The organism is Paragemmobacter ruber (genome assembly GCF_009908315.1).
Classification (GTDB): Bacteria; Pseudomonadota; Alphaproteobacteria; order Rhodobacterales; family Rhodobacteraceae; genus Paragemmobacter; species Paragemmobacter ruber.
In genome coordinates, this window is record NZ_JAAATW010000002.1 from 220,405 (window position 1) to 247,072 (window position 26,668).

The window sequence follows — 26,668 nt, forward strand, 5'->3', positions numbered from 1 at the left end:
GCTTCTTTGAACCGTGGGCGAAGTGGAAACGGGGCGGGACGCGAGATGCAGCAAGAGTTTCAGGTTCGGGTCTATTACGAAGATACCGATCTGGCGGGGATCGTCTATTACGCCAATTACCTGCGATTCATCGAGCGGGGCCGGACGGAATGGGTGCGCGCGCTGGGGGTGGATCAGGCGGCGCTGAAGCGGGACGAGGGGATCGTCTTTGCCGTGCGGCGGGTCGAGGCGGATTATCTGAAGCCCGCGCGTTTTGACGATCTGCTGACGGTGACGACGCGGCTTGTGGATCTGGGCGGCGCGCGGATCGAGCTGGAGCAGGAGGTGCTGCGCGGGGGCGAGCGGCTTTTTGCGGCGCGGGTCGTGCTGGTCTGCCTGTCGGATGCGGGCGGCGCGGTCCGGTTGCCGGCCGGGGTGCGGGCGAAACTGGCGCCGGTGCATCATTAGGCGGCGGATTGCGCCGCAGTGCAGCGGCGGCTTGTCGCCAAAGGTGGGGCGAAGGCCCGCCTGTCGCGCAGATGTGTTGGCATTCCCGTTTGAATACGGGTAGAATCGCCGCTAAGGGGCCACGCCAAGGATGGCCCGGCAACACGAGCAGGCGGAATGGAAACGGAAACCCTTGCGGCGGCGCAGGAGATTGATTTCTCCGTGCTTGCGCTTTTCATGAAAGCGACACTCACCAACAAGCTGGTGCTGATCACCCTGCTTTTGATGAGCTTTTGGTCATGGTCGATCATCATCCAGCGGGTGCTCGTGTTCCGGCGCGCCCGCGCCGAGGCCGAGGAGTTTGACCGCGCCTTCTGGTCGGGTGAGCCGCTGGATGAGCTGTACGAGACGATCGGACCGCAGCCGCAGGGTGCCAGCGAGCGCATCTTCGTGGCGGGCATGACGGAATGGCGGCGCAGCCACCGGCAGGATGGCAAGCTGATCGCGGGCGCGCAGGCGCGCATCGACCGGGCGATGGATGTGGCCATCGCGCGCGAGAACGAGGCGCTGAACAAGGGGTTGGGCTTCCTCGCGACGACGGGATCGACGGCGCCTTTCATCGGGCTGTTCGGGACCGTCTGGGGGATCAAGTACAGCTTTGAACAGATCGCCATCAGCCAGAACACCAACCTTGCCGTCGTGGCACCGGGCATCGCCGAGGCGCTCTTGGCCACGGCCATTGGTCTGGTCGCCGCGATCCCGGCCGTGGTGGCCTATAACAAGCTGAATTCCGACAGCGAGCGTCTTCTGAACGGATATGAGAGCTTTGCCGACGAATTCTCCACCATCCTGTCGCGCCAGCTGGACGCCTGAGCCATGGGGGCCGGGGTTCAGAAAGGTGGCGGGGGCGGTGGCGGTCGGCGGGGCCGCAGACGGCGCGGCGGCGCGCCGATGGCGGATATCAACGTCACGCCCTTCATCGACGTGATGCTGGTGCTTCTGATCATCTTCATGGTGGCGGCGCCGATGCTGACGGTGGGGGTGCCCATCCAACTGCCCGAGACGGCGGCCAATGCCCTGCCGTCGGAACAGGAAGAGCCGCTGGCCATCACCATGACGGCGGATGGCCGCCTGCTGATCCAGACGACCGAGACACCGCAGGCCGAACTCATCCCCCGGCTGACGGCGATTGCGGCAGAGCGGACGTCGGACAAGATCTTTTTGCGGGCGGATGGGTCGATCCCCTATTCGCGTGTGGCCGAGGTGATGGGGGCGCTGAACGCGGGCGGGTTCAACAATATCGGGCTGGTCACGGATTCGGGTGGCCCGACGCTTGACGGTAACGGCGGCTGACGGCCGGGCGGGGCATGGAAAAGGGTCAGATCATCTCGGGCGTCGCGCATGCGGGCGTGATCCTCTGGGTCATCCTGGGGGATTGGCTGTTCCGTGCCGACACGCTGCCCGAGATCGAGGTGGCCGAGGTGTCGCTGATGTCGGGCGAGGAGTTCGATGCGATGATGGCGGCGGCGCCTGCACCGTCGGAGCCCGCGCCAGAGCCGGAGCCGGAGCCTGCGCCGGAAGAGCCGGCGATCCAGCCGCCCGAGCCGGTTGAACCGGCCGAGCCCCCGCCGCCTGCGGAAGAGCCGCCGCCAGTGGCCCCGCCCGAGGAGCCGCTGCCCGAGGATCTGCCGGTCGAGGCGGTGCCCCAGCCCATCGAGACGCCTGATCCCGTGGCCCCCATCGCGGATGTGGAGCAGCCGATCCCCGTTCCCCTGTCGGATGCGCGCCCCCGCCCGCGCCCCATCGACCGTGTGGCCGCCACCCCGGTGGAAAGCGTGGATGCGCCCGAGATCGCCGAAGAGGTGGTCGAGGAGACGGCGGAAGAGCCCACCGAAGAAGCCGTGATCGTCGAGGAAGAGCAGGAGGCCGCCGCGCCCGAGGAGGCCACGACACAGATCGTGACCGAGGCCGTGGAGACCGAGGAAGACGCCCCGCAACTGGAGATGACCGCATCGTTGCGGCCCCGGTCGCGGCCCGAACGCGTGCAGCCCGAGGCCGAGCCTGTGGAAGAGGCCGCGGCGGCGACCGAAAGCGAAGAGACGCCCGCAGAGACCGTTACGGAAGATACGGCCACCGAGGATGCCGTGGCCGCCGCCTTGGCCGAGGCCTTGGCCGAGGAAGAGGCCGCCACCGAGGCGCCCGCGCAGGCGCAGACCGATCTGCCCGTCGGGCCGCCGATGACGGCGGGCGAGCAGGATGCGCTGCGTGTGGCGGTGCAGGCCTGCTGGAACGTGGGCGCCCTGTCGATGGAGGCGCTGCGCACCACGGTGACGGTCGCGGTGTCGGTCGGGCAGGACGGCGTGCCAGATGCCGGGTCGATTTCGCTGATCGGGTCGAGCGGCGGGTCGGAGGCGGCCACGCAACAGGCCTTTGAGGCGGCGCGGCGCGCGATCATCCGGTGTGGCGCGCGCGGCTTCCCGCTGCCGCCCGAGAAGTTTGAACAATGGCGGAACATGGAATTGGTGTTCGATCCGAACGGGATGCGGATGCGATGACCTGTTCCCCGCAGCACAACCGACGGATCGGCGCTGCTCGCGCCATCGTGTCCCCGAAAGTTTGCCGTTCGCGGCATGGTGTAAACGAATGACCCGAGGAGAATGAGGAAACCATGACCTTGATCAGAGCCCTCTCCCCCGTGCTTGCCCCCGTTCTGGCGGTCGCGCTTGGCCTGATGTCGGGGGTGCTGGCCCCGGCAGTGGCGCAGGAGCGCGGACCGTTGCGGATCACCATCACCGACGGGGTGATCGAACCCCTGCCTTTTGCCGCGCCTTCCTTTGTGGCCGAAAACGGTGCGGCGGCGGAATATGCCGCCAACATCACGCGGGTGGTGGCGGCAGACCTTGCCGGGACGGGGCTGTTCCGCGAAATCCCGGCCGAGGCGCATATCGCGCGGGTCACAAGCTTTGATGCCCCGGTGTCCTTTCCCGACTGGCAGGCGATCAATGCGCAGGCGCTGATCGTGGGCGCGGTCAGTGCGTCGGGCGATCAGATCGTGGTGAAGTTCCGCCTGTTTGACGTGTTCAGCGGCCAGCAGATGGGCGAGGGGCTGCAATTCGCAGGCACCCCCGGCACATGGCGGCGGATGGCGCATAAGGTGGCGGATGCGGTCTACAGCCGGATCACGGGGGAAGGCCCCTATTTCGACAGCCGGGTGGTCTTTGTCTCTGAGAGCGGGCCGAAGAACCAGCGGGTGAAGCGGCTTGCGGTGATGGATTACGACGGGGCCAATGTGGCCTATCTGACGGATGGCGCCTCGATCGTGCTGGCGCCGCGGTTTTCGCCCACGGGCAACCAGATCCTGTTCACGAGCTATGAGTCGGGCTTTCCGCGCATCTATCTGATGGATCTGGGGTCGCTGCAGGTGCAGGCCTTGGCGCAGACCGAAGGCAACATGACCTTTGCCCCGCGCTTTGCCCCCGATGGCCGGACGGTGGTGTTCAGCCTCGAACGCGGCGGGAATACGGATATCTACGCGCTCGACATCGGCAGCGGCCAGATCCGGCAGCTGACCAACGCGCCGTCGATCGAAACCGCGCCCAGCTTTTCGCCCGATGGCAGCCAGATCGTGTTTGAAAGCGATCGGTCGGGGACGCAGCAATTGTATGTCATGCCGGCCAGCGGCGGCGAGGGGACGCGGATTTCCAGCGGGCCGGGGCGCTATGGCACGCCGGTCTGGTCGCCGCAGGGCGATTACATCGCCTTCACCAAACAGAATGCAGGCCGTTTCCACATCGGCGTGATGCGCACGGATGGCGGTGAAGAGCGGCTTCTGACGGCATCGTTCCTGGACGAGGGCCCGACCTGGGCGCCGAACGGGCGCGTGGTGATGTTCACCCGCGAAAGTGCCGGGGCCGAAGGGCAGGCGGCGCTGTTCAGCGTCGATATCTCGGGCCGGAACCTGCGGCAGATCCCGACCGAGGGCCCGGCGTCGGACCCGGCATGGTCGCCGTTGCTGCCCTGATGGCGGGCGCACCGCCGATGGGCGGGCGCTTTTCACAGGGCCGATTCACAGGGCGCGGCAAAGCTGGTATTGTCGCGCCCAATCGAGCCAAGAACCCTAAAAGGAACCCTTTCCATGACGATTCTTCCCAAGGCCCTTCTCGTTGTCGCCGTGCTTGGTCTGGCGGCCTGTAACAACCCGGACCGCTTTGGCGCAGGCGGCGCCGGTGGTGCCGGGGCGGGTGGCATCGGTGCGGGCGGCATCGGGACGACGGGCCTCGGCGATCCGAATGACCCGCGCTCGATCGCCTATTTCAATCAGGCCGTGGGCGACCGCGTGCTGTTCGCGGTGGACCAGTCCACCCTGTCGCCCGAGGCGCGGATGGTGCTGCAGGGGCAGGCGCAGTGGCTGAACTCCAACCCGGATTACGCCATCATCATCGAAGGCCACGCTGATGAGCAGGGCACGCGGGAATACAACCTTGCGCTGGGCGCGCGCCGCGCCAGCGCGGTGCAGGATTTCCTGATCTCGCAGGGCGTGTCGGCCACGCGGATGCGGACCGTGTCCTATGGCAAGGAGCGCCCGATCGAGGTCTGCTCGACCGAGGCCTGCTACATGAAGAACCGCCGCGCGGTGACCGTGCTCTCGACGGGTGCGGGGGTCTGATCCCATGCGGAGCCTTTTCCGTCTTGTGCTGGTGGCGTTTCTCCTTCCGCTTCCTGTCTTTGCGCAGGATGCGCAGACGCTGGCCGATATCCGGGCCGAGATCGCGGCGCTGCAGGCTGAGTTCAACAGCCTGAAATCGGAACTGGTCAGTTCCGGTGCCGCCTCAACCGGGGCGGCGGGCGGGGACGCGCTGCAACGGATGGACGCCATCGAAGCCGCGCTGACGCGGCTGACGGCCAAGACGGAAGAGGTGGAGCTGAAGGTCAACCGTGTGGTGACCGACGGGACGAACCGGATCGGCGATCTGGAGTTCCGGCTGTGCGAACTGGAAGAGGGCTGCGATATCGCGGCCCTCGGCGATACGGCGCCGCTGGGTGGCGGGGTGACCGGGGGCGCCGCGGTGGCGCCGGTTGCGCCAGCCACGCCGGATGCGGCGGGGACGGGGACGGATGCGCCAGAACTGGCCATCGGCGAGCAGGCGGATTTCGACCGGGCCAAGGAGGTGCTCGGTCAAGGTGACTTTCGCGCCGCTGCAGACCTCTTTGCGACCTTTACCCAATCCTACCCGGGCGGCCCCCTGACGCAGGAGGCGCATTACCTGCGGGGCGAGGCGCTAAGCCAGTTGGGCGACACGGCCGCGGCCGCGCGCAGCTATCTTGAGGCCTTTTCGGGCCAGCCATCGGGGCCGCAGGCGGCGCCGTCCTTGTTGAAGCTGGGTCAGTCGCTGGGGGCGCTGGGCCAGACGCCCGAGGCCTGCGTGACCTTGCAGGAAGTGGGCACCCGGTTCCCCGGTTCGCCTGAGGCATCGAACGCGACCATCGCGATGCAGGGGCTTGGCTGCCTCTGACCCGGGACGTTGCCGATATCTTCCGCCGCGGCCTTGGCCCGGCCGGGAAAGAGGCGCTGGGTCTGGCGGTATCTGGCGGGGGGGATTCGCTGGCGCTGCTGCATCTGGCGGTAGAGGCGGGTTGCACGGTCGCCGTGGCAACCGTGGATCACGGGCTGCGGCCCGAGGCGGCGGATGAGGCGGCCGCGGTCGGGGCGGCCTGCGCCGCATTGAGCGTTCCGCATGATATCCTGCACTGGCGCTGGGACGGGCAGGGGAACCTGCAGGATGCCGCCCGGCGCGGGCGGATCGCGGCTTTGGCGGCATGGGCGCAGGGGCGGGGCCTGCGCGCGGTGGCCTTGGGCCATACGCAGGATGACATTGCCGAAACCTTCCTGATGCGTCTGGCGCGGGATGCGGGGGTGGACGGGCTGGCCGCCATGGCCGCCCGGCGCGAGGTGGACGGGATCGCCTTCCTGCGCCCGCTGCTGGGTGTGGGCCGGGCCGAACTGCGCGGCTGGCTGCTGCAGCGGGGTGTGTCCTGGGCGGATGATCCGTCCAATGACGATCCGCGGTTTGACCGTGTGCGCGCCCGGCGCGCGCTGGCGGCGATGGCGGATGCCGGGGTGGATGGCGCAGCGATCGCTGCGCTGGCCGGAAAGATGGCCGAAGTGCGCGCCGCGCTGGAGGCCACGACGGCAGAGGCTGCCGCGCGTCTGGTGCGGATCGACGGGGGCGATGTGATCCTCGATACCCAAGGATTGGCCGCCCTGCCTGCGGAAATCCGCAGGCGGCTGCTGCTTGCGGCGGTGATGTGGATCGCATCGGCGGAATATGGCCCGCGCGGTGCCGAGATGGAGCGCTTTGTCGCAGCCGCGCTGGAGGGCCGTGTCGCCACGCTGGCGGGGTGCCGGACCAGCCATGCGCGGGGCCGGATGCGCATCACGCGCGAGGTGCGGGCGGTGGCCGGGCTGTCCTGTCCGGTGGGCGCGCTGTGGGACCGGCGATGGCGCGTTTCCGGGCCGGACTCCAATGGGTTGACCCTGCGCGCGCTGGGCGAGGCGGGATTGGCGGCCTGCCCCGACTGGCGCGCGGCCCCCTACCCGCGGACCACGCTTCTGGCCAGCCCCGCGGTATGGGATGCGGGGGTGCTGGTGGCGGCGCCCTTGGCCGGTTTCGGCGCAGGCTGGGTGGCGCAGTGCCAGCCCCCGCGTGGCCCGCTGGCTGCGGCACCTTTATCGCATTGAACCCTGGGGGTTTATCTCTATCTTAGGGGCCAAGGGTCGCAAGCCGTGCCTGGCCTTGCGGCGGTATGAGGAGACACTTCGTGGGTAATGCACGAAATATCGCATTCTGGGTTGTCCTGTTCCTGCTGATCCTGGCGCTGTTCAACCTGTTCAGCGGGAACCAGACGACCAGCGCGTCGCGGACGCTGTCCTATTCGGAATTCATCAGCCGCGTCGATGCGGGTGAGGTTCAGAGCGTGACGCTGGACGGCGAGCGGGTTCTGGTGCGGGCGCGGGACGGATCGCAATACGTGACGATCAAGCCCGATGGCGAGGTGCTGACCGACCGGCTGATCACCAACGGTGTGGAGGTGAAGGCCGAGGCGCAGGAACAGTCGGGCTTCATGTCGGTGCTGGGCATCTGGTTGCCCTTCCTCGTGCTGATCGGGGTCTGGATCTTCTTCATGAACCGCATGCAGGGCGGGGGCCGGGGCGGCGCGATGGGCTTTGGCAAATCGCGCGCCAAGCTGCTGACCGAAAAGCATGGCCGCGTGACCTTTGACGACGTGGCCGGCATCGACGAGGCCAAGGAAGAACTGGAAGAGATCGTCGAATTCCTGCGCAATCCGCAGAAGTTCAGCCGTCTGGGCGGCAAGATCCCGAAGGGTGCGCTGCTGGTGGGCCCGCCCGGCACGGGTAAGACGCTGCTCGCCCGCGCCATCGCGGGCGAGGCGGGCGTGCCGTTCTTCACCATCTCGGGTTCCGACTTTGTCGAGATGTTCGTGGGTGTGGGTGCAAGCCGCGTGCGCGACATGTTCGAGCAGGCCAAGAAGAACGCTCCCTGCATCGTGTTCATCGACGAGATCGACGCCGTGGGTCGTGCGCGGGGCGTGGGCATCGGCGGCGGCAATGACGAACGCGAGCAGACGCTGAACCAGCTGCTGGTCGAGATGGACGGGTTCGAGGCGAATGAAGGCGTGATCATCGTTGCCGCGACGAACCGCAAGGATGTGCTCGACCCTGCGCTGCTGCGCCCGGGCCGCTTCGACCGCACGATCCATGTGCCGAACCCCGATATCAAGGGGCGGGAAAAGATCCTGAACGTCCATGCGCGCAAGGTGCCGCTGGGGCCGGATGTCGACCTGCGGACCATCGCGCGGGGGACGCCCGGTTTCTCGGGTGCCGATCTGATGAACCTTGTGAACGAGGCGGCGCTGATGGCCGCGCGCGTGGGGCGGCGGTTCGTCACGATGGAGGATTTCGAGAACGCCAAGGACAAGGTGATGATGGGGGCCGAGCGCCGCAGCATGGTGCTGACGCCCGATCAGAAGGAAAAGACCGCCTATCACGAGGCAGGACATGCCATCGTCGGCCTGAACATGCCCAAATGTGACCCGGTCTATAAGGCCACGATCATCCCGCGCGGCGGTGCGCTGGGCATGGTGGTCAGCCTGCCCGAGATGGACCGTCTGAACATGCACAAGGACGAGGGCAAGCAGAAGATCGCCATGACCATGGCCGGCAAGGCGGCCGAGATCATCAAGTATGGCGAAGAGGGTGTGTCCTCGGGCCCGGCGGGCGATATCCAGCAGGCCTCGGCCCTTGCGCGGGCGATGGTGATGCGCTGGGGGATGTCGGATGCGGTGGGCAACATCGACTATGCCGAGGCGCATGAAGGCTATCAGGGCAACACGGCGGGTTTCTCGGTTTCGGCCCAGACGAAGGAGCTGATCGAGAACGAGGTCAAGAAGCTGATCGACGAAGGGTATGAAACCGCACGCCGTATCCTTATCGAGAAGGCCGATGATTTCGAACGGCTGGCCAGGGGCCTGCTGGAATACGAGACGCTGACCGGGGACGAGATCCGCAAGGTGATCGCCGGCGAGGCGCTGGGTGGCGATGATGATGCCGACAAGCCCGCCTCGGGCGGGGGTGCCACGTCGATCGCCGCCATCCCGAAGACCAAGCCCAAGGCCCCCAAGGCCGGGCCGGAACCCGAACCGGTCGTCTGATCTTGGTTGATACGGCAAAAGACTGGAGCCCCGAAACCTATGGCAGGTTTCGGGGCTTGCGTTTGCGCCCGGCGCTGGACCTGCTGGCACAGCTGGACGGCCTGCCGGAAGGCGATGTGGTTGATCTTGGCTGCGGGAACGGCGCCGTGGCCGCCGATTTGCGGGCGCGTTTCTGTGTGGGGGGCGCGCGGCGGCTGATCGGGGTGGACTCATCCCCCGCCATGGTGGCCGAGGCCGAAGCGACGGGGCTTTATGACCTGCTGGAGGCGGCGGATGCGGCGGATTGGGCGCCGCGGGCGGCGCCTGCGCTGATCTTTTCCAATGCGGCTTTGCACTGGCTGCCCGATCACGCGCGGTTGATGCCGCGCTTGGCGCGGCTGGTGGCACCCGGTGGCCTTTTGGCGGTGCAGATGCCACGGCAGTATGGCGCACCGTCGCACCGCTTCCTGCGCGATATTGCGGGCGCGATGTTCCCGGACCGCTTCACCACCGCAGACTGGCGGTCGCCGGTGATGGCAGCGGGGGAGTATTGGCGTCTGCTGTCGCCGCTGGGTCAGGTGGAAGCCTGGGAGACGGAATATGTGCAGCGGCTGGACCCGTCGCCGGACGGTCACCCCGTGCGCCGCTTTACCGAAAGCACGGCGATGCGCCCCTTCCTTGCCCGGCTGGATGGAGACGAGGCGAAACGCTTCGTGGCCGCCTATGAAGAGGCCCTTGCTTCGGCCTATCCTGCGCTGGAGGATGGCGCGGTGCTGTTCCCGTTCAAGCGGGTCTTTTTCACGCTGAGGGTGTGATGCCGGTTCTGAAACCAACCGAATTCTATGGCCGCATCGTATGGATGGGCCTTGTGCGCGACCGCGCGGCAGCGCTGGCGGCCGAAGCGGTGGAGCGGATGGACGTGACATTCGCAGGGCCTGTGGGGGAAGATCACGGCGGGCTGACGCGGCCCAGTTGCAGCCGGGTGCTGGCGCAATACCCGCGTGGGACGATGATCCGGAACACCCGGCAGTTCACCATCCTGTCGGCCGAAGAACTGGCCCAGACCGCCGCGCGGATGGGGCTGGATCATCTCGACCCCGCGCTGGTGGGGGCCACGATGGTGGTGGAGGGCATCCCCGATTTCACCCATGTGCCGCCCGGCAGCCGGTTGCAGGGCGAGGGTGGGGCGACGCTGGTCGTGGATATCGAGAACCGGCCCTGCCAATTGCCTGCCAAACCCATCGAGGCGCGGCATCCGGGGTTCGGCGCGCGCTACAAATCCGCCGCCGCCGGACGCCGCGGGATCACCGCCTGGGCAGAGCGGGAGGGGGCCTTCGCGCTGGGCGAAAGGCTGCGGCTGCATGTTCCCGATCAGCCGGTCTGGGCGCATCTGGACGCGGCACGCCGCGCCTGACAACCCTGTCGGGAAACATTCTTTCCTGCAGGCGAATTCCCTCAAACAGCTGGCTGGTTTCCGATCGGAAACGCGCGGTGGCGAATTTGGGGGTGAACCTGTCGGAAAAGCCACTCGCATCGCCTGTTTCACCCGGTATCACGTCGTAAACGGGGGATGAACCCCGCAGAGGGAGCTTGGGACATGGCCGTTAAGACTGATATCGAGATTGCACGCGAAGCCAAGAAGAAGCCGATCATGGAGATCGGCGCGAAGCTGGGTATCCCGTCCGATCATCTGCTGCCCTACGGCCATGACAAGGCGAAGGTCAGCCAGGATTTCATCAAGTCGCTGGCAGGCAAGCCGGATGGCAAGCTGATCCTTGTGACCGCGATCAACCCCACCCCGGCGGGTGAGGGCAAGACGACCACGACGGTCGGTCTGGGCGACGGGCTGAACCGCATCGGCAAGAAGGCCGTGATCTGTATCCGCGAGGCCTCTCTCGGCCCCAATTTCGGGATGAAGGGCGGCGCCGCGGGCGGCGGTTATGCGCAGGTCGTGCCGATGGAGGAGATGAACCTTCATTTCACGGGCGATTTCCACGCGATCACCTCTGCCCATAACCTGCTGTCGGCGATGATCGACAACCACATCTACTGGGGCAACAGCCTGGATATCGACGAGCGCCGCATCGTCTGGCGCCGGGTGATGGACATGAACGACCGCGCCCTGCGGGATATCGTGGTCAGCCTTGGCGGCGTGTCGAACGGCTTCCCGCGCCAGACGGGTTTTGACATCACCGTTGCGTCTGAGGTCATGGCCATCCTGTGCCTGTCCAACGATCTGGATGATCTGCAAAAGCGGCTGGGCGACATCGTGGTGGCCTATACCCGCGAGAAGAAGCCGGTCTATTGCCGCGATATCAAGGCAGATGGCGCGATGACGGTGCTGCTCAAGGATGCGATGCAGCCGAACCTCGTGCAGACGCTGGAGAACAACCCGGCTTTCGTGCATGGCGGGCCGTTTGCGAACATCGCGCATGGCTGCAACTCGGTCATCGCCACCAAGACGGCGCTGAAGCTGGGTGAATATGTGGTGACGGAAGCCGGGTTCGGGGCCGATCTCGGTGCCGAGAAGTTCTTTGATATCAAGTGCCGCAAGGCCGGGCTGAAGCCGTCGGCTGCCGTGATCGTGGCCACGGTGCGGGCGATGAAGATGAACGGCGGTGTGGCGAAAGCCGATCTGGGGACCGAGAATGTGGACGCGGTCAAGAAGGGCTGCCCGAACCTTGGCCGCCACATCGCCAATGTGAAGGGCTTTGGCGTGCCGGTGGTGGTGGCGATCAACCACTTCTACAGCGACACGGATGCCGAAATCGCCGCCGTGAAGGCCTATGTGGCCGAGCAGGGCGCTGAGGCGATCCTGTGCAAGCACTGGGCCCAAGGGTCGGCCGGGATCGAGGATCTGGCGAAAAAGGTGGTGAGCCTTGCCGAGTCCGGCTCGGCGAATTTCGCGCCGCTCTATCCGGACGAGATGCCGCTGTTCCAGAAGGTGGAAACCATCGCCAAGCGCATCTATCACGCCGATGAGGTGATCGCCGACAAGTCGATCCGCGACCAGCTGAAGGGTTGGGAAGCGGCGGGCTATGGCCATCTGCCGATCTGCATGGCCAAGACCCAGTATTCCTTCACCACCGATCCGAACCTGCGCGGCGCGCCGACGGGCCATTCGGTGCCGGTGCGCGAGGTGCGGCTTTCGGCGGGGGCCGGGTTCATCGTGGTGATCTGCGGTGAGATCATGACGATGCCGGGCCTGCCCAAGGTGCCGTCGGCCGAGGTGATCCGCCTGAACGATCAGGGCCATGTCGAGGGGCTGTTCTAAAGCGATCTGTCGCGTTGCCCTTTCGGGCTGGCCCCCTTACATGAGGGCCATCCTGAAAGGGGGCGAGGCATGAAGAGGCCGCAAGACTGCACCACGATGGCCGATATCCGGGCCGAGATCGACAGGCTGGACGAAGCGCTGGTGGCGCTGTTCGCAGAGCGGACCGCCTATATCGACCGGGCGGCGGCGATCAAGGAAGAGGTCGGCCTGCCCGCGCGGATCGAGGATCGGGTGGAGCAGGTCGTGGCCAATGTGCGGCGTCATGCGGTGGCCCATGGGCTGCCGCCGGACAAGCTGGAAAAGCTGTGGCGCAAGCTGATCGACTGGTCGATCGAGCGCGAGGAAGACCATCTGCGGAAGGGGTGAGGCAGCGCCCGCCCGTTCCGCCGCAAGGACAGGACGGGAAGCATGGTTGCCAAGGTGATCGACGGAAAGGCCTTTGCCGCCGATGTGCGCGCGCGTGTCGCGGCGCATGTGGCGCGGTTGAAAGAGGAAAAGGGCATCGTGCCGGGGCTGGCGGTGGTGCTGGTGGGCGAGGATCCGGCGAGCCAGGTCTATGTGCGCAACAAGCACGCCTCCACCATCGAGGTGGGGATGGCCAGTTTCGAGCATCGCCTGCCCGCCGGGACGGGGGAGGCCGAGTTGCTGGCCTTGATCGACCGGTTGAACGGCGATCCGGCGGTGCATGGCATCCTTGTGCAATTGCCGCTGCCGGGGCATCTGAATTCCGAGCTTGTCATCAACCGGATTGACCCCGCCAAGGATGTGGACGGGTTCCATATCTCGAATGTCGGGCTGCTCGGGACGGGGCAGAAGTCGATGGTGCCCTGCACGCCCTTGGGCTGTCTCATGATGCTGCGGGATCATCACGGCACGCTGGCGGGGCTGAATGCGGTGGTGGTGGGGCGTTCCAACATCGTGGGCAAGCCGATGGCGCAGCTTCTGCTGGGCGACAGCTGCACGGTGACGATCGCGCATAGCCGGACCAAGGATCTGGCGGCGGTGTGCCGGGGGGCGGATATCCTTGTGGCGGCAGTGGGGCGGCCCGAGATGATCACGGGTGAGATGGTGAAGCCGGGTGCCACGGTGATCGACGTGGGCATCAACCGGATCGAACGCGACGGCAAGGCCAAGCTGGTGGGCGACGTGCATTACGAAAGCGCCGCCGCCGTGGCGGGGGCGATCACGCCGGTGCCGGGTGGCGTGGGGCCGATGACGATCGCCTGTCTCTTGGCGAATACGTTGACGGCCTGTTGCCGGGCCAATGGGCTGGCGGAGCCGGAAGGGTTGACGGCGTGATCGGGTAGGATGGGCAGGACTGCCCATCCTACGTGATGGATCACAAGGGCATCGGCAGCGCGCGCGGGCCGGTCAGGATGGCCAAGGCACCTTGCCGCAGGAGGCCTTTCAGGGCGGCTGCGTCGGTGGGCAGGCCGCCCGTATAGGTGCCGAAGGCCGGGAGGATCAGACGGTCGCCGTCCAGCAGGAAGCAGGGGCGGGTTGTGCCCTTGAGGCGGGCCTTGGGGTGGTAGTGGCCCGAAATTTCGCCGGTCTGGGCCGCATCGGCGATATGGCGAAAGGTCAGGGGGCCCAGCGTCATCTGCGCGCGATGGGTGCCGCCGATCTCGACCGGGCCCGCGTCATGGTTGCCTTCGATCCATGTCCAGTCCCGTCCCGCCATCAGGCGGGCGAGGCGGAGGCGGGCCTCGTCTTCCAGGCCCCGGACGGCGGCGAGGTCGTCGAAACTGTCGCCAAGGCAGATGACGGTGGCGGGGGCGGTGCGGTCTACCTCAGCCTCCAGCCGGTGCAGGGTTTCCCTTGTTTCATAGGGCGGCAGCAGCGCGCCGCCCCGCCGGGCGAGGCGTTCGGATTTGCCAAGATGCAGGTCCGAGACGCAGAGGAGCCGCCGCGCGGGCCAGTAGAGCGCGCCGGAGGGCAGGGCGTGGAGCGTTTCGCCGGACAGGGTGAAGGCGTGGTGCATGGGCCGAGGTTTGCCCCGTGGCGCAAGGGGTTGCAAGCCCGTGTCAGGCGAGGCCTGCCTCTTCCATCAAGCGGCGGGCGGCGTCTTCCACCATCCTCTCGCGGCCCGTGCCATGCACAGGGATGCGGCCCGGTTCGAGGAAGAGCGGCGCCGCAAGGGGGGTGACGCGGGGCAGGCGGATGAGGTCGATGCGGCCCTCTACCCGGGCGAGCATGTCTTCGATGCGGGAGAAATCAACGAGGCCGCGTTCGGCCTCTTCCCGTGTCACTTGGAGGAGGAGGTGGTCGGGGTCGTATTTTCGCAGCGTGTCGTAGAGGATGTCGGAGGAGAAGGTGGCCTGTCGGCCCGTCTTGCGGCGGCCCTGGTGGGAGCGTTCGATGAGGCCTGCGATGATGGCTGTGGCGCGGAAGGTGCGCTTCATCACGGCATTGCCGGAGAGCCAGGTTTCCAGCCCTTCGCGGAGTTTGGCCAGGTCGAAGAGGGGGGCGGCGTCGGTGACGGGATCGAGGCCCCAGATCAGCGTGGCGTAATCGGTGGCGACAAAGCCCAAGGGGGCAAGCCCCTGTTCTTCCATCCGTTTTGTCACCAGAAGGGCGAGGGTCTGCATCGCGTTGCGCCCTGCAAAGCCGTAGATGCAGAGATGTTCGCGCCCGTCATGGGGGAAGCTTTCGACAAGCAGGCGGTCAGGCTGCGGCAGGCGGCTGACCTCGCGTTGCAGGGCGAGCCACTGGGCGGTGTGGGCGGGCAGGTCGGGCCAGCTATCTGCTTGGAAGATTTTGAGAATCCGCTGCGTCAGAAGCGTGGAGGTGGCGAATTTGGTACCGTTGAAGGTGGCAACCTTCGGGTCGCGGCCGGGCTGGCGGGTCACCTCGACTGTCATTTCGCGCAAGGATTCGTAGCGGACGATCTCGCCCCCGATGAGGAAGGTGTCGCCGGGGGTGAGGGTGGAAGCGAAGCCTTCCTCCACCTCGCCCAAGGGGGTGCCGCCGAAGCGATTTTTTAACCGGACCTTAAGCGTTTCGGTGTCAATGATCGTGCCGAGGTTCTGGCGGATGATGGCGGCGGCGCGCGGGTCGCGGAGTTGCCATTTTCCGTTTCTTTCCAACAGCCTCTGCCATTTGTCATAGGCGCGGAGCGCGTAGCCGCCGGTGGCGCAGAAGTCGAGGCAGGCGTCGAATTCGGGTCTGGAGAGCGCGGCATAGGGGCCGGCGCGTTTTACTTCGGTGAACAGATCGTTGGCGTCGAAAGGCCCGGAGGCGGCGGTCATCAGGATGTGCTGGCAGAGCACGTCGCGGGGGCCGGGGCCGCGGGGTTCGCCGTCCAGCGTGTGATCGCGGACGGCATCGAGGGCGGCGCGACATTCCACGACTTCGAAGCGGTTTGCGGGCAATATCAGGGCCTTGGAGGGGGCGTTGTAGCGGTGATTGGCGCGGCCGATCCTTTGCACGAGACGTTTGACATTCTTGGGCGCGCCGACCTGGATGACGAGATCGACATCGCCCCAGTCGATGCCGAGGTCGAGCGAACCGGTGCAGACCACGGCGCGAAGCTGGCCTGCGGCCATCGCGGCCTCGACCCTTTCCCTTTGTTCGCGGGCGAGCGAGCCGTGGTGGATGCCGATGGGAAGCGCGTCGTCGTTCTGTAGCCAGAGATCGTGAAAGAAAAGCTCTGCCTGCGCGCGGGTGTTGTGGAAGATAAGGGTGGTGCGGTGGCGGCGGACCTGATCGAGGATGGCGCGCATGGCGTAGCGGCCGCCGCCCCCGCTCCACGGTGGGGGGGCGTCGGTTTCCAGCATGGCGATGTCGGGGTCCGGGCCGGGATCGGCTTGCAGGATGTCGCAGCGGTCGGGGGCGAGGGTGCGGGCCAGCGCGGGCGGGTCTTCGACGGTGGCCGAAAGGCCGACGCGGCGCAGGCCGGGGGCGAGGCTTTCGAGGCGGGAGAGGAGCAGCATCAGCTGATCGCCGCGTTTGGATTCGGCCAGCGCGTGCAACTCGTCGATCACAACCCGCTGGAGGGATTGGAAAATCTTTGGCGCATCCTCGTAGGACAGCAGGAGGGCGAGGGATTCGGGCGTAGTCAGCAGGATATGCGGCGGGTCGGCGCGCTGGCGGCGGCGCTGGGTGTAGGAGGTGTCGCCGGTGCGGTCTTCGATGCGGATGGAGAGGCCCGCGCCTTCGACAGGGGTGCGCAGGTTGCGGCGGATGTCGGCGGTGAGCGCCTTGAGCGGCGAGATGTAGAGGGTGTGGAGGCCGGGGGGCGGGGTTTGCCCGAGTTCGGCGAGGGTGGGCAGGAAGCCCGCCAGCGTCTTGCCGCCGCCGGTGGGGGCGATGAGGAGGGTGGCGGGGTTCGCGGCACGCTCCAGCATGGCCTGCTGATGGGGGTGGAGGGTCCAGCCACGGGCGGCGAACCAGTCGGTGAGGGGGGCGGGAAGGTGCATACGCGGAAGGTAGGGCGGGTTCGGGGTGGGGGAAAGGGGGTTTCGTTTCAGGGGGTTGGGCAGGGGAGGGTGTGCAGGAACCGGTGCAGCAGCGTAGTGCAGACGGGCGTGCATACAAATCTGGAGAGGCTGGTGGGGGGATGTGGGCAGAAGGGTGCGTGGATGCACGCTGTGCGGTTGCGGGGGTTGGTGCAGGTTCCCCCTCCCCCTCCCCCGGCCCCTCCCCCGGAGGCGGGGGAGGGGAGGGCGCCGTCAGGCGACCGGGGGTGGGGGTGTCGGGTGTGGCTTATGGGTATTTGGGCCAAGATGAAGCTGGAGGGTGCCCTGTGCAGGCGGAGCGGGTGGGTGTCTGGTTCAGGTTCCCCCCTCCCCCGGCACCTCCCCCGGAGGCGGGGGAGGGGAGGGCGCCGTGAGGCGACCGGGGGTGGGGGTGTGGCTTATGGGTATTTGGGCCAAGATGAAGACCTGACGGGTGCGCGGGTTGGGGGCGCATTTGCCGCGCCATGGCGGGGCAGCGACAGCCGGGGTCGGGAACGGGATTGCCCTCTGCGCCCGCGGGGCGTAGGGCGGGGGCATGCGGATCCTTTTCCTTGGCGATGTGATGGGGCGGGCGGGGCGTGCGGCGGTGACCGCGCGGCTGCCAGGGTTGCGGGCGGAGTGGGCGCTCGATTTCGTGGTGGTCAATGGCGAGAATGCCTCATCCGGGGCGGGGCTGACGGCGGAGCATGCCAAGGCGATCCTGGCGGCGGGGGCGGATTGCATCACGCTGGGCGATCATGCCTTTGACCAGAAGGACATGGCGAGTTTCATCGAGACCGAGCCGCGGATCATCCGGCCCATCAACTTTTCCAAGGTTGCGCCCGGCAAGGGGTGGCGGGTCTTCACGGCCACGCAGGGGCGGCGCGTGCTGGTGGCGCAGGTTCTGGGGCAGGTGTTCATGAAGCGGCCCTTCGATGACCCGTTTTCGGCCATCGAGGCGGTATTGAAGGCCCATGCCCTGGGCGCGGCGGTGCAGGCGGCGATCGTGGATGTGCATGCCGAGGCCACGAGCGAGAAGATGGGCATGGGGCATTGGTGCGACGGGCAGGCCTCGCTTGTGGTGGGCACGCATACCCATGTGCCGACGGCGGATGCGATGATCCTGAAGGGGGGCACGGCCTATCTGTCGGATGCGGGCATGTGCGGGGATTATGACAGCGTGATCGGGATGGAGAAGATGGAGCCCTTGCGCCGTTTCGTCACCGGCATGGCCAAGGGGCGGTTCGAGCCCGCGATGGGCGAGGCCACGCTGTCGGGCGTCTTTGTGGAGACCGATGACCGGACGGGGCGCGCGCTGCGCGTGGTGCCGGTGCGGGTGGGCGGGCGGTTGCAGGAGAGCGCGCCGTGACCGCCATGGCCGGGATGGCGGAGCGGCGCTGGTTTCTGGTGGCGGTGCTTCTGTGCCTTGGGCTGGGCTGGGGGTTGACGCAGCCCTTGGGCAAGATCGCGACGAGCGACGGGCATCAGCCTTTCGGGCTGATCTTCTGGCAGTTGGTGATCTGTTCGCTGGTGCTGGGGGCGATCACGCTGCCGCGCGGGCGGGGCTTGGTGTTCACGCGGGCGGCGCTGCGGTTCTACCTTGTGGTGGCGGCGCTGGGGACGCTGATCCCCAATGCGACCTTCTACCTGTCGGTGGCGCGGCTGCCGTCAGGGGTGATGTCGATGCTGATTTCCGCCGTGCCGATGATCGCCTTTCCCATCGCGCTGATGCTGGGGATGGAGCGGTTCGGCTGGGGGCGGCTGGCGGGGCTGGTGCTGGGTCTTGTCGCGGTGGCGCTGCTGGCCGCGCCCGGGGCGGCGCTGCCCGATCCGGCGATGGTGGCGTTTCTGCCGGTCGCGTTGGTCGGGCCGCTCTGCTATGCGCTGGAGGGGTTGTATGTGGCGCGGTTCGGCACGGCGGGGATGGACCCGGTGCAGGCGATGTTCGGGGCATCGGTCACGGGGATGGTGCTGTGCCTGCCGATCGCGCTGGGGACGGGGCAGTTCTTCGATCCCTTTGCCGATTTCGGGCGGGCGGAGGTGGCGCTGGCGGGGTCTTCGGCGCTGCATGCGGTGATCTATGCGGCCTATGTCTGGCTCGCGTTCCGGGCGGGGGCGGTGTTCGCCTCGCAATGTTCCTATATCGTGACGGGGGCGGGGATTTTCTGGGCGATGCTCATTCTGGGGGAAAGATTTTCTCCCGTGCTCTGGCTTTCGCTTGTTTTGCTTCTGTCCGGTGTGGCATTGGTCAGCCCGCGCAAGCGGGCGGGGCCGGATGAGGTGCCTGCCCACTGACGCGCTGTGCGGTCTGTGCGAGGGGACGGGATGTTCGGAGTGGAACTGGCGGCTGCGTGGCAGCCATGGGTGGCGATGGGCATCCTGATCGGCATGTTCGTGCTGTTCGTGCGAGAGACCTATCCGGTGGAAGTGACGGCGCTGGGCGGGGCGGCGCTGATGCTGATCCTGGGCATCCTGCCGGTGGGGGAGGCGGTGGATGTGCTGTCGAACCCCGCCCCCTGGACCATCCTGATGATGTTTCTGGTGATGGGCGGGCTGGTTCGGACGGGCGCGGTGGAAAGCGTCGTGCGGATGGCCGAGCGGCATGTGGGCGGGCGGCCCAAGACCACCATCGTGGTGCTGTTCGGGCTGATCGCGGTGGCGTCGGCCTTCATGAACAACACGCCGCTTGTGGCGGTGATGATCCCGGTGGTGATGCAGATCGCGGTGAAGATGCGGACGGCGCCGTCGAAGCTGTTGATCCCCTTGTCCTATATGACGGTGCTGGGGGGGATGATCACGCTGATCGGGACATCCACCAACCTGCTGGTGGATGGGGTGGCGGCCGACAACGGGCTGGCGCATTTCACGATATTCGAGATCGCGCCCCTGGGCATCGCCTTGGCGGTGGTGGGGGGGCTTTTTCTGGCGCTGACGGCGGACCGGCTGTTGCCGGTGCGCCAGAGCATGGGCGTGCTGCTGAGCGACCGGCGGAAGATGAAGTATTTCACCGAGGTCGCCATTCCCGAGGACAGCCCGCTGATCGGGCAGGCGGTGCTGGAGATCGACCTGTTCAAGCGCGATGGCGTGCGGCTGATCGACGTGTTGCGGGGCGATGCGTCGCTGCGCCGCGATCTGGCACCCGTGAAGCTGGAGGCGGGCGACCGGGTGGTGCTGCGGACGGAGATGACGGAGCTTCTGGGCCTGCAGGGGCGCAAGGACCTGCATCTGGTGGACAAGCTTTCGTCGACCCAGACCGAGACGGTGGAGGTGCTGATCTCGCCCGGGTGCCGGATGGAGGGGCGGCGTCTGGGCGAGTTGCGGCTGCGGCGGCGCTATGGCGTCTATGTGCTGGCGGCGCATCGGCGGAACCAGAACATCGGGCGGCAGTTGGATGATCTGATCGTGCGGGTGGGGGATACGCTGCTGCTGGAGGGTGCGGTGGAGGATATCCAGCGGCTGGCGGCGGATATGGATCTGGTGGATATCAGCCGCCCGTCGATCAAGCCGTTCCGGCGGGCGAAGGCCCCCATCGCGGTGATCGCGCTGGCGGGGATCGTGATCCTGTCGGCGCTGGAAGTGGCGTCGATCCTGCCCCTGGCGCTGTTGGGGGTGGCGGTGATCCTGATCACGCGCTGCGTGGATGCGGAAGAGGCGTTTTCCTTCGTGGATGGCCGCCTGCTGGCGATGATCTTTGCCATGCTGGCGGTGGGCGAGGGGTTGGACCAATCGGGCGCGGTGGCGTTGATGGTGGAGGCGGTGGCGCCGTCGCTGGCGGGGCTGTCGCCCTTCCTGCTGGTGCTGTGCGTCTATTTCCTCGGGCTGGCGCTGACGGAGTTCCTGTCGAACAATGCAGTGGCGGTGATCTATACACCCATCGTGATCGAGCTGGGCCAGTCGCTGGGGGTGGATCCGCGCCCCCTGGTGGTGGCGGTGATGTTTTCGGCCTCTGTCGCCTTTGCCACGCCGGTGGGGTATCAGACCAACATGATGGTCTATGGGCCGGGCGGGTATCGGTTTTCAGACTTCATGCGGGTGGGGATCCCGCTGAACATCCTGACGGGGTTGGTGGCTTCGGCGCTGATCCCGGTGATCTGGCCGCTGTAAGGGGATTGCGATGCGCAGGGCGATGATGGGCGTGGTGCTGGTGGCGGGATTGGCAGGGTGCGCGGTGCCGGGGCCGGTGGAGCCGCAGGCGGCGCGGCTGTCGCGCGAGGTGCTGACGGTGACGCTGAGCGACGGCACGATCTGCCGGGCGGATTGGGCGGCTGCGGGTGCGGCGGGGCGGCTGGAGCCCTGCGGGCCGGGCTTTGACTATCGGGTGACGGTCGTGGAGCGGCCGAACCTGCTGCGGCAGCTGTGGTCGGGGCTGACGGAGGCGCTGGGGGCCGAGGGTCTGGTGCCGCCGCTGGCGCAGGTGGAGATTTCGGCGGGCGGGGAGGTGTGGACCTTCACCTCGCCTGCGGAGGAGTGACGCAGGGTAGGATGGGCAGGACTGCCCATCCTACGCGTCGCGTCGCACGGGGTTGCCGTTCCCGGCGCGGCTTGTGTATAGGACGCCATCAATCCTAAGGGCACCCCAAGGGGCAAGCGGAGCACGGGTCATGGCAGGCCATTCGAAATGGGCGAACATCCAGCATCGCAAGGGCAAGCAGGACAAGCTGCGGTCCAAGATGTTTTCCAAGCTGGCGAAGGAGATCACCGTCGCCGCCAAGATGGGCGATCCTGATCCCGACAAGAACCCGCGTCTGCGGCTGGCGGTGAAGGCGGCGAAGGCTGTTTCGATGCCCAAGGACGTGATCGAGCGGGCGATCAAGAAGAGCCAGGGCGGGGATGCGGAGGATTACACCGAGATCCGCTATGAAGGCTATGGGGTGAACGGCATCGCGATCATCGTCGAGGCGATGACCGACAACCTGAACCGCACCGCATCCAACGTGCGGTCCTATTTCACCAAATGCGGCGGGAACCTGGGGCAGACCGGATCGGTGAGCCATTCCTTTGACCGGGTGGGCGAGATTTCCTATCCCGTCAGCGCGGGTTCGGCCGATGACGTGATGATGGCCGCGCTAGAGGCCGGGGCGGATGACGTGGAATCCGACGAGGAGGGTCACTGGATCTATTGCAGCGTCGAGAACCTGTCCGACGTGTCGGACGCGCTGGAAAAGGCGCTGGGGGAATCGCTGGAATCGAAGCTGGTCTGGCGGCCGCAGTCGCGGACCGAGGTTGATCTGGACACCGCGCAAAAGCTGATGCGGCTGATCGACATGCTGGAAGAGGATGACGATGTGCAGACCGTGACGCACAATTTCGACATCCCCGAAGACGTGGCGGCGCAGCTGGCCTGATCGGCCAGCGCCCGCGGGATGGGCCAGCCCTCAGGGGATCAGGCGGCGGGCGGGGCGTCGGCGATGGCGGGGTGGTTCCGATCCCGCCGTTCGATCCAGAGATTGTGGTTTTCCAGCGCGGCGGAAAGCGCCTCGAGCAGGTCGCCGCGCGAGACGGGCATGCGCAGGGTCACGTCGCAGATCGCCATGCGTTCGGTCGAGTAATCCGAGGCGGTGACGCGGCGCGAGGCCATGATGATGGGCATCCCGGGGCAGAAGCGGCGCAGGCGCATCCCGAAATCAATCATCGCGCCTTCGTCGCCAAGGTAATCGGCATCGACAAGGGCCACATCGTGACTGTCGGCATGTGTGTCGAACCAGTCCAGCGGCAGGCGGCGCAGCGGGGTGTGGGTGATGCAGGCGCCTTTCTCTTCCAGCCAGTCAAGCAGGGGATCGAGGGGGCCCGGACGTTCGCCGAAAACCACGATCTGCGCCGAGCGTCTGCTGTGGGCAGGGTCGGACTTCAGACCCGCGTTTGGTTGATCGGTCGAGGAAACCATGCGGTAACTTTGCGAAAAACCGGTCATCTGATGGGGCGCGATCTTTGGTCGGTTTGTTGACGAGACGGGCACTGGCAACAACAACACGGATCGGTGAGGCGCCCAAAAAGGGTGCCAGACTTTCGAATACATCCCTAAGTTGTTACTTGACGCGACGAAGTCAAGACCTAGCCGTCAGAACCTGTTGAAATTCATTAACGCCCGTTAAGCGCGTTGACAGGTATGCGTGGAATGGCAGATGATGCCGCCCAGATAAAAATCGGCAGTAAACTGTACCTGCCGGTTCGGGGGTTGCCGGGTTGTGAACATAAAGAGCGTCGCGCAATTAAGAGCCCTGCTGTTCGAGATGGAGACCACGCTTGGGCTGGTCGAGCTTTCTCCGAACGAGCGAGACATCCTTTACGCCATCAACGAGGTCAGCAGCGGCCATCCGAAGGCGGCGCGGTCCGAAGCGATCCGGAATCATCCGCTTGCGGCGAGCATTCCGCAGGCCACCTACCACCGGGCCTTGAAGAGCCTTGTGCAGCGGGGCCTTGTGGCGCACGCGCCCGAGACGCGGGCGGGTCAGTATGTGCTGACCGACCAGCGCGCACCCTGACCAAGGGGCAGTTTGCAGGCGAAGGGGGGGGAGATGACACGTAGCCTGCGCTTTGCCGCGGGGCATTTCATGGCGGTATCGGTCGTCCTGATCGGCGCCTTCGTGCTGTGCGATGTGATGCGCGACCTTCAGACGCTGATCGTGCCGGATGCCGCGACGCGGCTGCATGCCGTGTTCCTGCCCTTTGGTGCCATGGTGTTGTTGACGTGGATCTATGGCTGGCTGGCGGTGCCGTTGATGCTGCCTTCCACGGGGGTCGGGCTGATGATTCTGGTGGGGGTCGATTCGATCACCTGGAACATGATCCTTGTGTCGGTGCTGAAGGTGGTGGCGGTGCCTTTGGGGTTCGATCTGATGCGCCGTCTGGGGATGGATGCGCGGGGCGAGGGGCGCGCGGCAAATTGGCGGGTTCTGGTGGGGGTGGGGCTGGTGGCGGCGCTGATCGGGAATGTGCCGCGGGTGCTGGCCGGGCCGTGCTGCACCGGGTTTTCGCCCGAGGCGCGGATCAACGCCTTTGTCACGGTGACGGCGGCGGATGTGGCGGGGGTGATCCTTGTGCTTCTGGCCGCGATGGCGCTGTTCCGGGTGTTGCGTCACGCCTGACGCAGGGTGCGGCGGGCGGCCTGTCCTATGGCGCGGGTCAGGGGGGCGAGCGCGGGCGCGGTCAGGCGGGCGAATTGCCAATGAAGCGCGGTGTCGAGCGGCTGGTCGGGGGCGAGGTCGATCAGGCGGCCCGTGGCGAGGTGATCGGCGACGAGCGGTTCGGGGTTCAGACCCCAGCCCAAGCCCGCGAGGCAGGCATCGACGAAGCCCTGTGACGAGGTGAGGCGATGGCCGGGAAAGCCCGCGCGGCTGGCCTGTCCGCCGGTGAGGCGGTCCACCCAGATGTGCTGAAGGCGGTCCTTGTCGGAGAAGGTCAAGGCCGGGGCGTGTGACAGGGCCTGCGGGGTGGGGCCGTCGGGCATCCAGCGTTGGATATAGGCAAGCGAGGCGGTGGCGCGGTAGCGCAGCGCGCCCAGCGGGATTGTGTCGCAGCCTTGCAGCGGCCCCGGGTGGGAGGTGACGGCGGCCGCCACTTCGCCCCGGCGCAGCCATTCCTGCGAGACGTCTTGATCATCAATGACGATGTCGTAGAGAAAGCCATCGGTCGCGGCGAGGGCCGGGATGACCCATGTGGCGAGGCTGTCGGCATTCACCGCGATGCGCAGGGTGGCGGGGCCGGGCGATATGCCGGGCAGTTCGGTGGCCAGCGCCTGTTCGAGCAGCGCCACCTCGTCATGGTGGCGGATCAGGCGCAGGCCTGCGGCCGTGGCGGTGCAGGGCGTGCCGCGCCGAATGAGAAGGGTGCCGATGCGTTCTTCCAGCGCCTTGAGGCGTTGGGAGATGGCAGAAGGTGTGACATGCAGTTCCGCCGCCGCGAGTTCAAAGGAGCCGCGCCGGTGGACGGCGGCGAGGGCCATGAGTTGCGCCGGGTCTAGCATTAGTTTCGCTTAATCCTGTTCAGGAAGTTTATCTGGATTGATGCTGATCCGCCCGGTTACGTCAACCGCGCCGTGCAGGACGTAGGGTAGGACGCACGGCAGGACGCGGGTTGGCAAGCGGGGCAGGAGGCGGGGCATGACGGCGGGATTTGCGGCTTGGGGCGGGTTCCTGATGGCGATCAGTCTTATCGCGGCCATCGGGGCGCAGAATGCCTTTGTGCTGCGGCAGGGCATCCGGCGCGAGCATGTGCTGGCGGTGGTGCTGACCTGCGCGCTGTCGGATGCGGTGCTGATCGCGGCCGGGGTGGGGGGCTTTGGCCTTGTGTCGGCGGCGGTACCGTGGCTTGGGGATGTGATGCTGTGGGGGGGCGTGGCGTTTCTGGTGGTCTATGGGGCGTTGCGCTTTCGTGCGGCCTGGGCCGGGGGAGAGGCGCTGATGCCCGCGCCCGGGGGGAGCGCGCCCCTGGGCAAGGTTCTGGCGACCTGTCTGGTGCTGACCTGGGCCAATCCGCATGTCTATCTGGATACGGTGGTGCTGCTGGGCGCGATCAGCGCGCAATATGCGCCGCATGGTGTGGCGTTTGGCGTCGGGGCGGCGACGGGGTCGCTGGTATTCTTCAGCGCGCTGGGCTTTGGGGCGCGGCTTCTGGCGCCGGTCTTTGCGCGGCCCCGGGCCTGGGTGGTGCTGGAGGTGGTGGTGGGCTGCACGATGTGGGCCATCGCGGCGAAGCTGGCCTTTCTGGCGTGAGGCGGGCAGGCCGGTCATTCGGGTGGACTTGCGGGCGGCGCGGGGATCGGGTCTTGTGCCGGGCATGAGTGCCGAGACCGACCGCCGCGCGCCCCCGCCTGAACTACCGCTTCCCGATCTGGGCCGCCCGGTCGAGGGGGCGCTGTGGATGCTGCTGACGGGGCTGTGCTTTGTCGCGGTCACGGGGATCGTGCGCTATCTGGGCACCGATCTGCCGGCGGCGCAATCGGCCTTTGTCCGCTTTGCCTGGGGCGTGGTGTTCCTGCTGCCGACGCTGGGGCCGCTGCTGCGGGCGGGCTTTCCGCCCGGGGCGCTGCGGCTGTTCGGCTGGCGGGGGGTGGCGCATACGGCGGCGGTGGTTCTGTGGTTTCACGCGATGGCGCGCATCCCCGTGGCCGAGGTGACGGCGATCGGCTATCTGAACCCGGTGCTGGTGACGCTGGGGGCGGCGCTGTTCTTCGGCGAGGTGCTGGCGATGCGGCGGATCGTGGCGGTGGGGGTGGCGCTGGTGGGGGCGCTGATCGTGATCCGGCCCGGCCTGCGCGAGGTGAGCGATGGGCATCTGGCGCAGCTGGGTGCGGCCTTTTTCTTTGCCATCTCTTACCTGTTTGCCAAGCGGTTGAGCCAGCAGGTGCCTGCGGGGGCCGTGGTGGGGTTTCTGTCGGTGACGGTGACGCTTGGCCTGCTGCCGCTGGCGATCTGGGTCTGGGTGCCGATGAGCCTGTCGCAGCTGTTCTGGCTGGGGCTGGTGGCGGCCTTTGCGACGGCTGCGCATTACGCGATGACGCGCGCCTTCCGCGCGGCGCCGCTGGCGGTGACGCAACCAGTGACGTTTTTACAGCTGATCTGGGCGACCGCGCTGGGGGCCTTGGTATTTGGCGAGGGCGTCGATGCCTTTGTGCTGTTGGGGGGCGCGGTGATCATCGGGGCGATCAGCTACATCACCTGGCGCGAGGCGATGATCAAGCGCCGCCCGGTCACCCCGTCGGACGCGGAAACCACGCGCTGAGGCGTGGCCGGAGGGATGGCTAAAATCCGGGGGGAAGGCCTTGGATTCGCCGGAGTTTCCTAAGCAATTCCTAACTGTGGCGGCGGCAGGCTGACCCTGTGCT

The 26,668-nt window shown here is 66.9% G+C and carries 27 protein-coding genes; 23 read left to right on the top strand and 4 right to left on the bottom strand.

Going from position 1 to position 26,668, the window contains the following annotated elements; genetic code table 11:
* Nucleotides 1–45 precede the first annotated feature (45 nt).
* The 14 genes from ybgC to folD all read left to right on the top strand — a co-directional run bounded on the left by ybgC (nucleotide 46) and on the right by folD (nucleotide 13,708).
* A complete protein-coding gene (gene ybgC, locus GU920_RS09465; protein ID WP_161766785.1) occupies nucleotides 46–447 on the top strand; it encodes a tol-pal system-associated acyl-CoA thioesterase in 402 nt (133 codons plus the stop codon).
* A 156-nt stretch (nucleotides 448–603) separates the two neighbouring features.
* A complete protein-coding gene (tolQ, locus tag GU920_RS09470) occupies nucleotides 604–1,299 on the top strand; it encodes a protein TolQ (RefSeq protein WP_161766786.1) in 696 nt (231 codons plus the stop codon).
* A gap of 3 nt (nucleotides 1,300–1,302) precedes the next feature.
* Nucleotides 1,303–1,779 carry a protein TolR gene (tolR, locus tag GU920_RS09475; protein ID WP_161766787.1) on the top strand — a complete coding sequence of 159 codons (477 nt, stop codon included), beginning with the start codon at nucleotides 1,303–1,305 and terminating at the stop codon, nucleotides 1,777–1,779.
* A gap of 14 nt (nucleotides 1,780–1,793) precedes the next feature.
* The gene (locus tag GU920_RS09480; RefSeq protein WP_161766788.1) at nucleotides 1,794–2,981 is read left to right on the top strand and encodes a cell envelope biogenesis protein TolA; all 1,188 of its coding nucleotides are present in this window, start codon (nucleotides 1,794–1,796) and stop codon (nucleotides 2,979–2,981) included.
* 176 nt (nucleotides 2,982–3,157) lie between these two features.
* Nucleotides 3,158–4,447, top strand: coding sequence for a Tol-Pal system beta propeller repeat protein TolB (gene tolB / locus GU920_RS09485; RefSeq protein ID WP_394351562.1), 1,290 nt, complete (start codon nucleotides 3,158–3,160; stop codon nucleotides 4,445–4,447).
* Nucleotides 4,448–4,561: 114 nt separating this feature from the next.
* On the top strand, nucleotides 4,562–5,092 hold the full coding sequence (gene pal, locus GU920_RS09490) for a peptidoglycan-associated lipoprotein Pal (protein ID WP_161766790.1): 531 nt from the start codon (nucleotides 4,562–4,564) through the stop codon (nucleotides 5,090–5,092).
* A 4-nt stretch (nucleotides 5,093–5,096) separates the two neighbouring features.
* Nucleotides 5,097–5,939: a tol-pal system protein YbgF gene (gene ybgF, locus GU920_RS09495; RefSeq protein WP_161766791.1), complete on the top strand. Its 843-nt coding sequence runs from the start codon at nucleotides 5,097–5,099 to the stop codon at nucleotides 5,937–5,939.
* Nucleotides 5,940–6,001: 62 nt separating this feature from the next.
* Complete coding sequence (gene tilS / locus GU920_RS09500; protein WP_235933257.1) at nucleotides 6,002–7,165, top strand: tRNA lysidine(34) synthetase TilS; 1,164 nt, start codon at nucleotides 6,002–6,004, stop codon at nucleotides 7,163–7,165.
* An 80-nt stretch (nucleotides 7,166–7,245) separates the two neighbouring features.
* Nucleotides 7,246–9,156, top strand: a complete 1,911-nt coding sequence (ftsH, locus tag GU920_RS09505) for an ATP-dependent zinc metalloprotease FtsH (protein ID WP_161766792.1) — start codon at nucleotides 7,246–7,248, stop codon at nucleotides 9,154–9,156.
* A gap of 56 nt (nucleotides 9,157–9,212) precedes the next feature.
* Nucleotides 9,213–9,950, top strand: coding sequence for a methyltransferase domain-containing protein (locus GU920_RS09510; protein WP_328799252.1), 738 nt, complete (start codon nucleotides 9,213–9,215; stop codon nucleotides 9,948–9,950).
* Entirely contained in the window at nucleotides 9,950–10,549 is a 600-nt protein-coding gene (locus tag GU920_RS09515) for an MOSC domain-containing protein (RefSeq protein ID WP_161766794.1), read from the top strand. Before GU920_RS09510 ends, GU920_RS09515 begins: the two co-directional genes overlap by 1 nt.
* A 183-nt stretch (nucleotides 10,550–10,732) precedes the next feature.
* Entirely contained in the window at nucleotides 10,733–12,409 is a 1,677-nt protein-coding gene (locus GU920_RS09520) for a formate--tetrahydrofolate ligase (protein ID WP_161766795.1), read from the top strand.
* A 69-nt stretch (nucleotides 12,410–12,478) separates the two neighbouring features.
* Entirely contained in the window at nucleotides 12,479–12,775 is a 297-nt protein-coding gene (locus GU920_RS09525; RefSeq protein ID WP_161766796.1) for a chorismate mutase, read from the top strand.
* A gap of 42 nt (nucleotides 12,776–12,817) precedes the next feature.
* Entirely contained in the window at nucleotides 12,818–13,708 is an 891-nt protein-coding gene (gene folD, locus GU920_RS09530) for a bifunctional methylenetetrahydrofolate dehydrogenase/methenyltetrahydrofolate cyclohydrolase FolD (RefSeq protein WP_161766797.1), read from the top strand.
* Nucleotides 13,709–13,748: 40 nt separating this feature from the next.
* On the opposite strand, the gene pdeM is transcribed toward folD, so the two are convergent.
* On the bottom strand, nucleotides 13,749–14,390 hold the full coding sequence (gene pdeM, locus GU920_RS09535; RefSeq protein WP_161766798.1) for a ligase-associated DNA damage response endonuclease PdeM: 642 nt from the start codon (nucleotides 14,388–14,390) through the stop codon (nucleotides 13,749–13,751).
* A gap of 43 nt (nucleotides 14,391–14,433) precedes the next feature.
* Nucleotides 14,434–16,827, bottom strand: a complete 2,394-nt coding sequence (locus GU920_RS09540) for a ligase-associated DNA damage response DEXH box helicase (RefSeq protein WP_161766799.1) — start codon at nucleotides 16,825–16,827, stop codon at nucleotides 14,434–14,436.
* 574 nt (nucleotides 16,828–17,401) lie between these two features.
* On the opposite strand from GU920_RS09540, the gene GU920_RS09545 reads away from it, so the two are divergent.
* The 5 genes from GU920_RS09545 to GU920_RS09565 all read left to right on the top strand — a co-directional run bounded on the left by GU920_RS09545 (nucleotide 17,402) and on the right by GU920_RS09565 (nucleotide 22,190).
* Nucleotides 17,402–18,214: a TIGR00282 family metallophosphoesterase gene (locus tag GU920_RS09545; RefSeq protein ID WP_161766800.1), complete on the top strand. Its 813-nt coding sequence runs from the start codon at nucleotides 17,402–17,404 to the stop codon at nucleotides 18,212–18,214.
* Nucleotides 18,215–18,219: 5 nt separating this feature from the next.
* Entirely contained in the window at nucleotides 18,220–19,140 is a 921-nt protein-coding gene (locus tag GU920_RS09550) for a DMT family transporter (protein ID WP_235933260.1), read from the top strand.
* Nucleotides 19,141–19,170: 30 nt separating this feature from the next.
* Nucleotides 19,171–20,949 (top strand): SLC13 family permease, encoded by a 1,779-nt coding sequence (locus tag GU920_RS09555; protein ID WP_161766801.1) that lies wholly within the window; start codon nucleotides 19,171–19,173, stop codon nucleotides 20,947–20,949.
* A 10-nt stretch (nucleotides 20,950–20,959) separates the two neighbouring features.
* Nucleotides 20,960–21,316 (top strand): hypothetical protein, encoded by a 357-nt coding sequence (locus GU920_RS09560; RefSeq protein ID WP_161766802.1) that lies wholly within the window; start codon nucleotides 20,960–20,962, stop codon nucleotides 21,314–21,316.
* A gap of 130 nt (nucleotides 21,317–21,446) precedes the next feature.
* Nucleotides 21,447–22,190 (top strand): YebC/PmpR family DNA-binding transcriptional regulator, encoded by a 744-nt coding sequence (locus GU920_RS09565; protein WP_161766803.1) that lies wholly within the window; start codon nucleotides 21,447–21,449, stop codon nucleotides 22,188–22,190.
* Between the two features lie 38 nt (nucleotides 22,191–22,228).
* Here the strand turns inward: GU920_RS09565 and GU920_RS09570 are convergent, their stop codons facing one another.
* Entirely contained in the window at nucleotides 22,229–22,756 is a 528-nt protein-coding gene (locus GU920_RS09570) for a hypothetical protein (protein ID WP_161766804.1), read from the bottom strand.
* A 319-nt stretch (nucleotides 22,757–23,075) separates the two neighbouring features.
* Here GU920_RS09570 and GU920_RS09575 point away from each other — a divergent pair, with 319 nt between their 5' ends.
* Both GU920_RS09575 and GU920_RS09580 read left to right on the top strand, forming a co-directional pair.
* Nucleotides 23,076–23,327, top strand: a complete 252-nt coding sequence (locus GU920_RS09575) for a hypothetical protein (RefSeq protein ID WP_235933204.1) — start codon at nucleotides 23,076–23,078, stop codon at nucleotides 23,325–23,327.
* A 33-nt stretch (nucleotides 23,328–23,360) separates the two neighbouring features.
* The gene (locus GU920_RS09580; protein WP_161766806.1) at nucleotides 23,361–23,930 is read left to right on the top strand and encodes a hypothetical protein; all 570 of its coding nucleotides are present in this window, start codon (nucleotides 23,361–23,363) and stop codon (nucleotides 23,928–23,930) included.
* Here GU920_RS09580 and GU920_RS09585 read toward each other — a convergent pair.
* Nucleotides 23,921–24,808 carry a LysR family transcriptional regulator ArgP gene (locus tag GU920_RS09585; protein WP_161766807.1) on the bottom strand — a complete coding sequence of 296 codons (888 nt, stop codon included), beginning with the start codon at nucleotides 24,806–24,808 and terminating at the stop codon, nucleotides 23,921–23,923. The genes GU920_RS09580 and GU920_RS09585 overlap by 10 nt on opposite strands.
* Nucleotides 24,809–24,944: 136 nt before the next feature.
* On the opposite strand from GU920_RS09585, the gene GU920_RS09590 reads away from it, so the two are divergent.
* Complete coding sequence (locus tag GU920_RS09590) at nucleotides 24,945–25,556, top strand: LysE/ArgO family amino acid transporter (RefSeq protein ID WP_161766808.1); 612 nt, start codon at nucleotides 24,945–24,947, stop codon at nucleotides 25,554–25,556.
* Between the two features lie 148 nt (nucleotides 25,557–25,704).
* Nucleotides 25,705–26,565 (top strand): DMT family transporter, encoded by an 861-nt coding sequence (locus tag GU920_RS09595; protein WP_161767336.1) that lies wholly within the window; start codon nucleotides 25,705–25,707, stop codon nucleotides 26,563–26,565.
* The last annotated feature ends 103 nt before the right edge of the window (nucleotides 26,566–26,668 follow it).

Bases quoted from the DNA above. Each gene is read 5' to 3' on its own strand.
- ybgC (WP_161766785.1), top strand. From the start codon at position 46: ATGCAGCAAGAGTTTCAGGTTCGGGTCTATTACGAAGATACCGATCTG.
- tolQ (WP_161766786.1), top strand. From the start codon at position 604: ATGGAAACGGAAACCCTTGCGGCGGCGCAGGAGATTGATTTCTCCGTG.
- tolR (WP_161766787.1), top strand. From the start codon at position 1,303: ATGGGGGCCGGGGTTCAGAAAGGTGGCGGGGGCGGTGGCGGTCGGCGG.
- GU920_RS09480 (WP_161766788.1), top strand. From the start codon at position 1,794: ATGGAAAAGGGTCAGATCATCTCGGGCGTCGCGCATGCGGGCGTGATC.
- tolB (WP_394351562.1), top strand. From the start codon at position 3,158: ATGTCGGGGGTGCTGGCCCCGGCAGTGGCGCAGGAGCGCGGACCGTTG.
- pal (WP_161766790.1), top strand. From the start codon at position 4,562: ATGACGATTCTTCCCAAGGCCCTTCTCGTTGTCGCCGTGCTTGGTCTG.
- ybgF (WP_161766791.1), top strand. From the start codon at position 5,097: ATGCGGAGCCTTTTCCGTCTTGTGCTGGTGGCGTTTCTCCTTCCGCTT.
- GU920_RS09515 (WP_161766794.1), top strand. From the start codon at position 9,950: ATGCCGGTTCTGAAACCAACCGAATTCTATGGCCGCATCGTATGGATG.
- GU920_RS09520 (WP_161766795.1), top strand. From the start codon at position 10,733: ATGGCCGTTAAGACTGATATCGAGATTGCACGCGAAGCCAAGAAGAAG.
- GU920_RS09525 (WP_161766796.1), top strand. From the start codon at position 12,479: ATGAAGAGGCCGCAAGACTGCACCACGATGGCCGATATCCGGGCCGAG.
- folD (WP_161766797.1), top strand. From the start codon at position 12,818: ATGGTTGCCAAGGTGATCGACGGAAAGGCCTTTGCCGCCGATGTGCGC.
- pdeM (WP_161766798.1), bottom strand. From the start codon at position 14,390: ATGCACCACGCCTTCACCCTGTCCGGCGAAACGCTCCACGCCCTGCCC.
- GU920_RS09540 (WP_161766799.1), bottom strand. From the start codon at position 16,827: ATGCACCTTCCCGCCCCCCTCACCGACTGGTTCGCCGCCCGTGGCTGG.
- GU920_RS09545 (WP_161766800.1), top strand. From the start codon at position 17,402: ATGCGGATCCTTTTCCTTGGCGATGTGATGGGGCGGGCGGGGCGTGCG.
- GU920_RS09550 (WP_235933260.1), top strand. From the start codon at position 18,220: ATGGCCGGGATGGCGGAGCGGCGCTGGTTTCTGGTGGCGGTGCTTCTG.
- GU920_RS09555 (WP_161766801.1), top strand. From the start codon at position 19,171: ATGTTCGGAGTGGAACTGGCGGCTGCGTGGCAGCCATGGGTGGCGATG.
- GU920_RS09560 (WP_161766802.1), top strand. From the start codon at position 20,960: ATGCGCAGGGCGATGATGGGCGTGGTGCTGGTGGCGGGATTGGCAGGG.
- GU920_RS09565 (WP_161766803.1), top strand. From the start codon at position 21,447: ATGGCAGGCCATTCGAAATGGGCGAACATCCAGCATCGCAAGGGCAAG.
- GU920_RS09570 (WP_161766804.1), bottom strand. From the start codon at position 22,756: ATGACCGGTTTTTCGCAAAGTTACCGCATGGTTTCCTCGACCGATCAA.
- GU920_RS09575 (WP_235933204.1), top strand. From the start codon at position 23,076: ATGGAGACCACGCTTGGGCTGGTCGAGCTTTCTCCGAACGAGCGAGAC.
- GU920_RS09580 (WP_161766806.1), top strand. From the start codon at position 23,361: ATGACACGTAGCCTGCGCTTTGCCGCGGGGCATTTCATGGCGGTATCG.
- GU920_RS09585 (WP_161766807.1), bottom strand. From the start codon at position 24,808: ATGCTAGACCCGGCGCAACTCATGGCCCTCGCCGCCGTCCACCGGCGC.
- GU920_RS09590 (WP_161766808.1), top strand. From the start codon at position 24,945: ATGACGGCGGGATTTGCGGCTTGGGGCGGGTTCCTGATGGCGATCAGT.
- GU920_RS09595 (WP_161767336.1), top strand. From the start codon at position 25,705: ATGCTGCTGACGGGGCTGTGCTTTGTCGCGGTCACGGGGATCGTGCGC.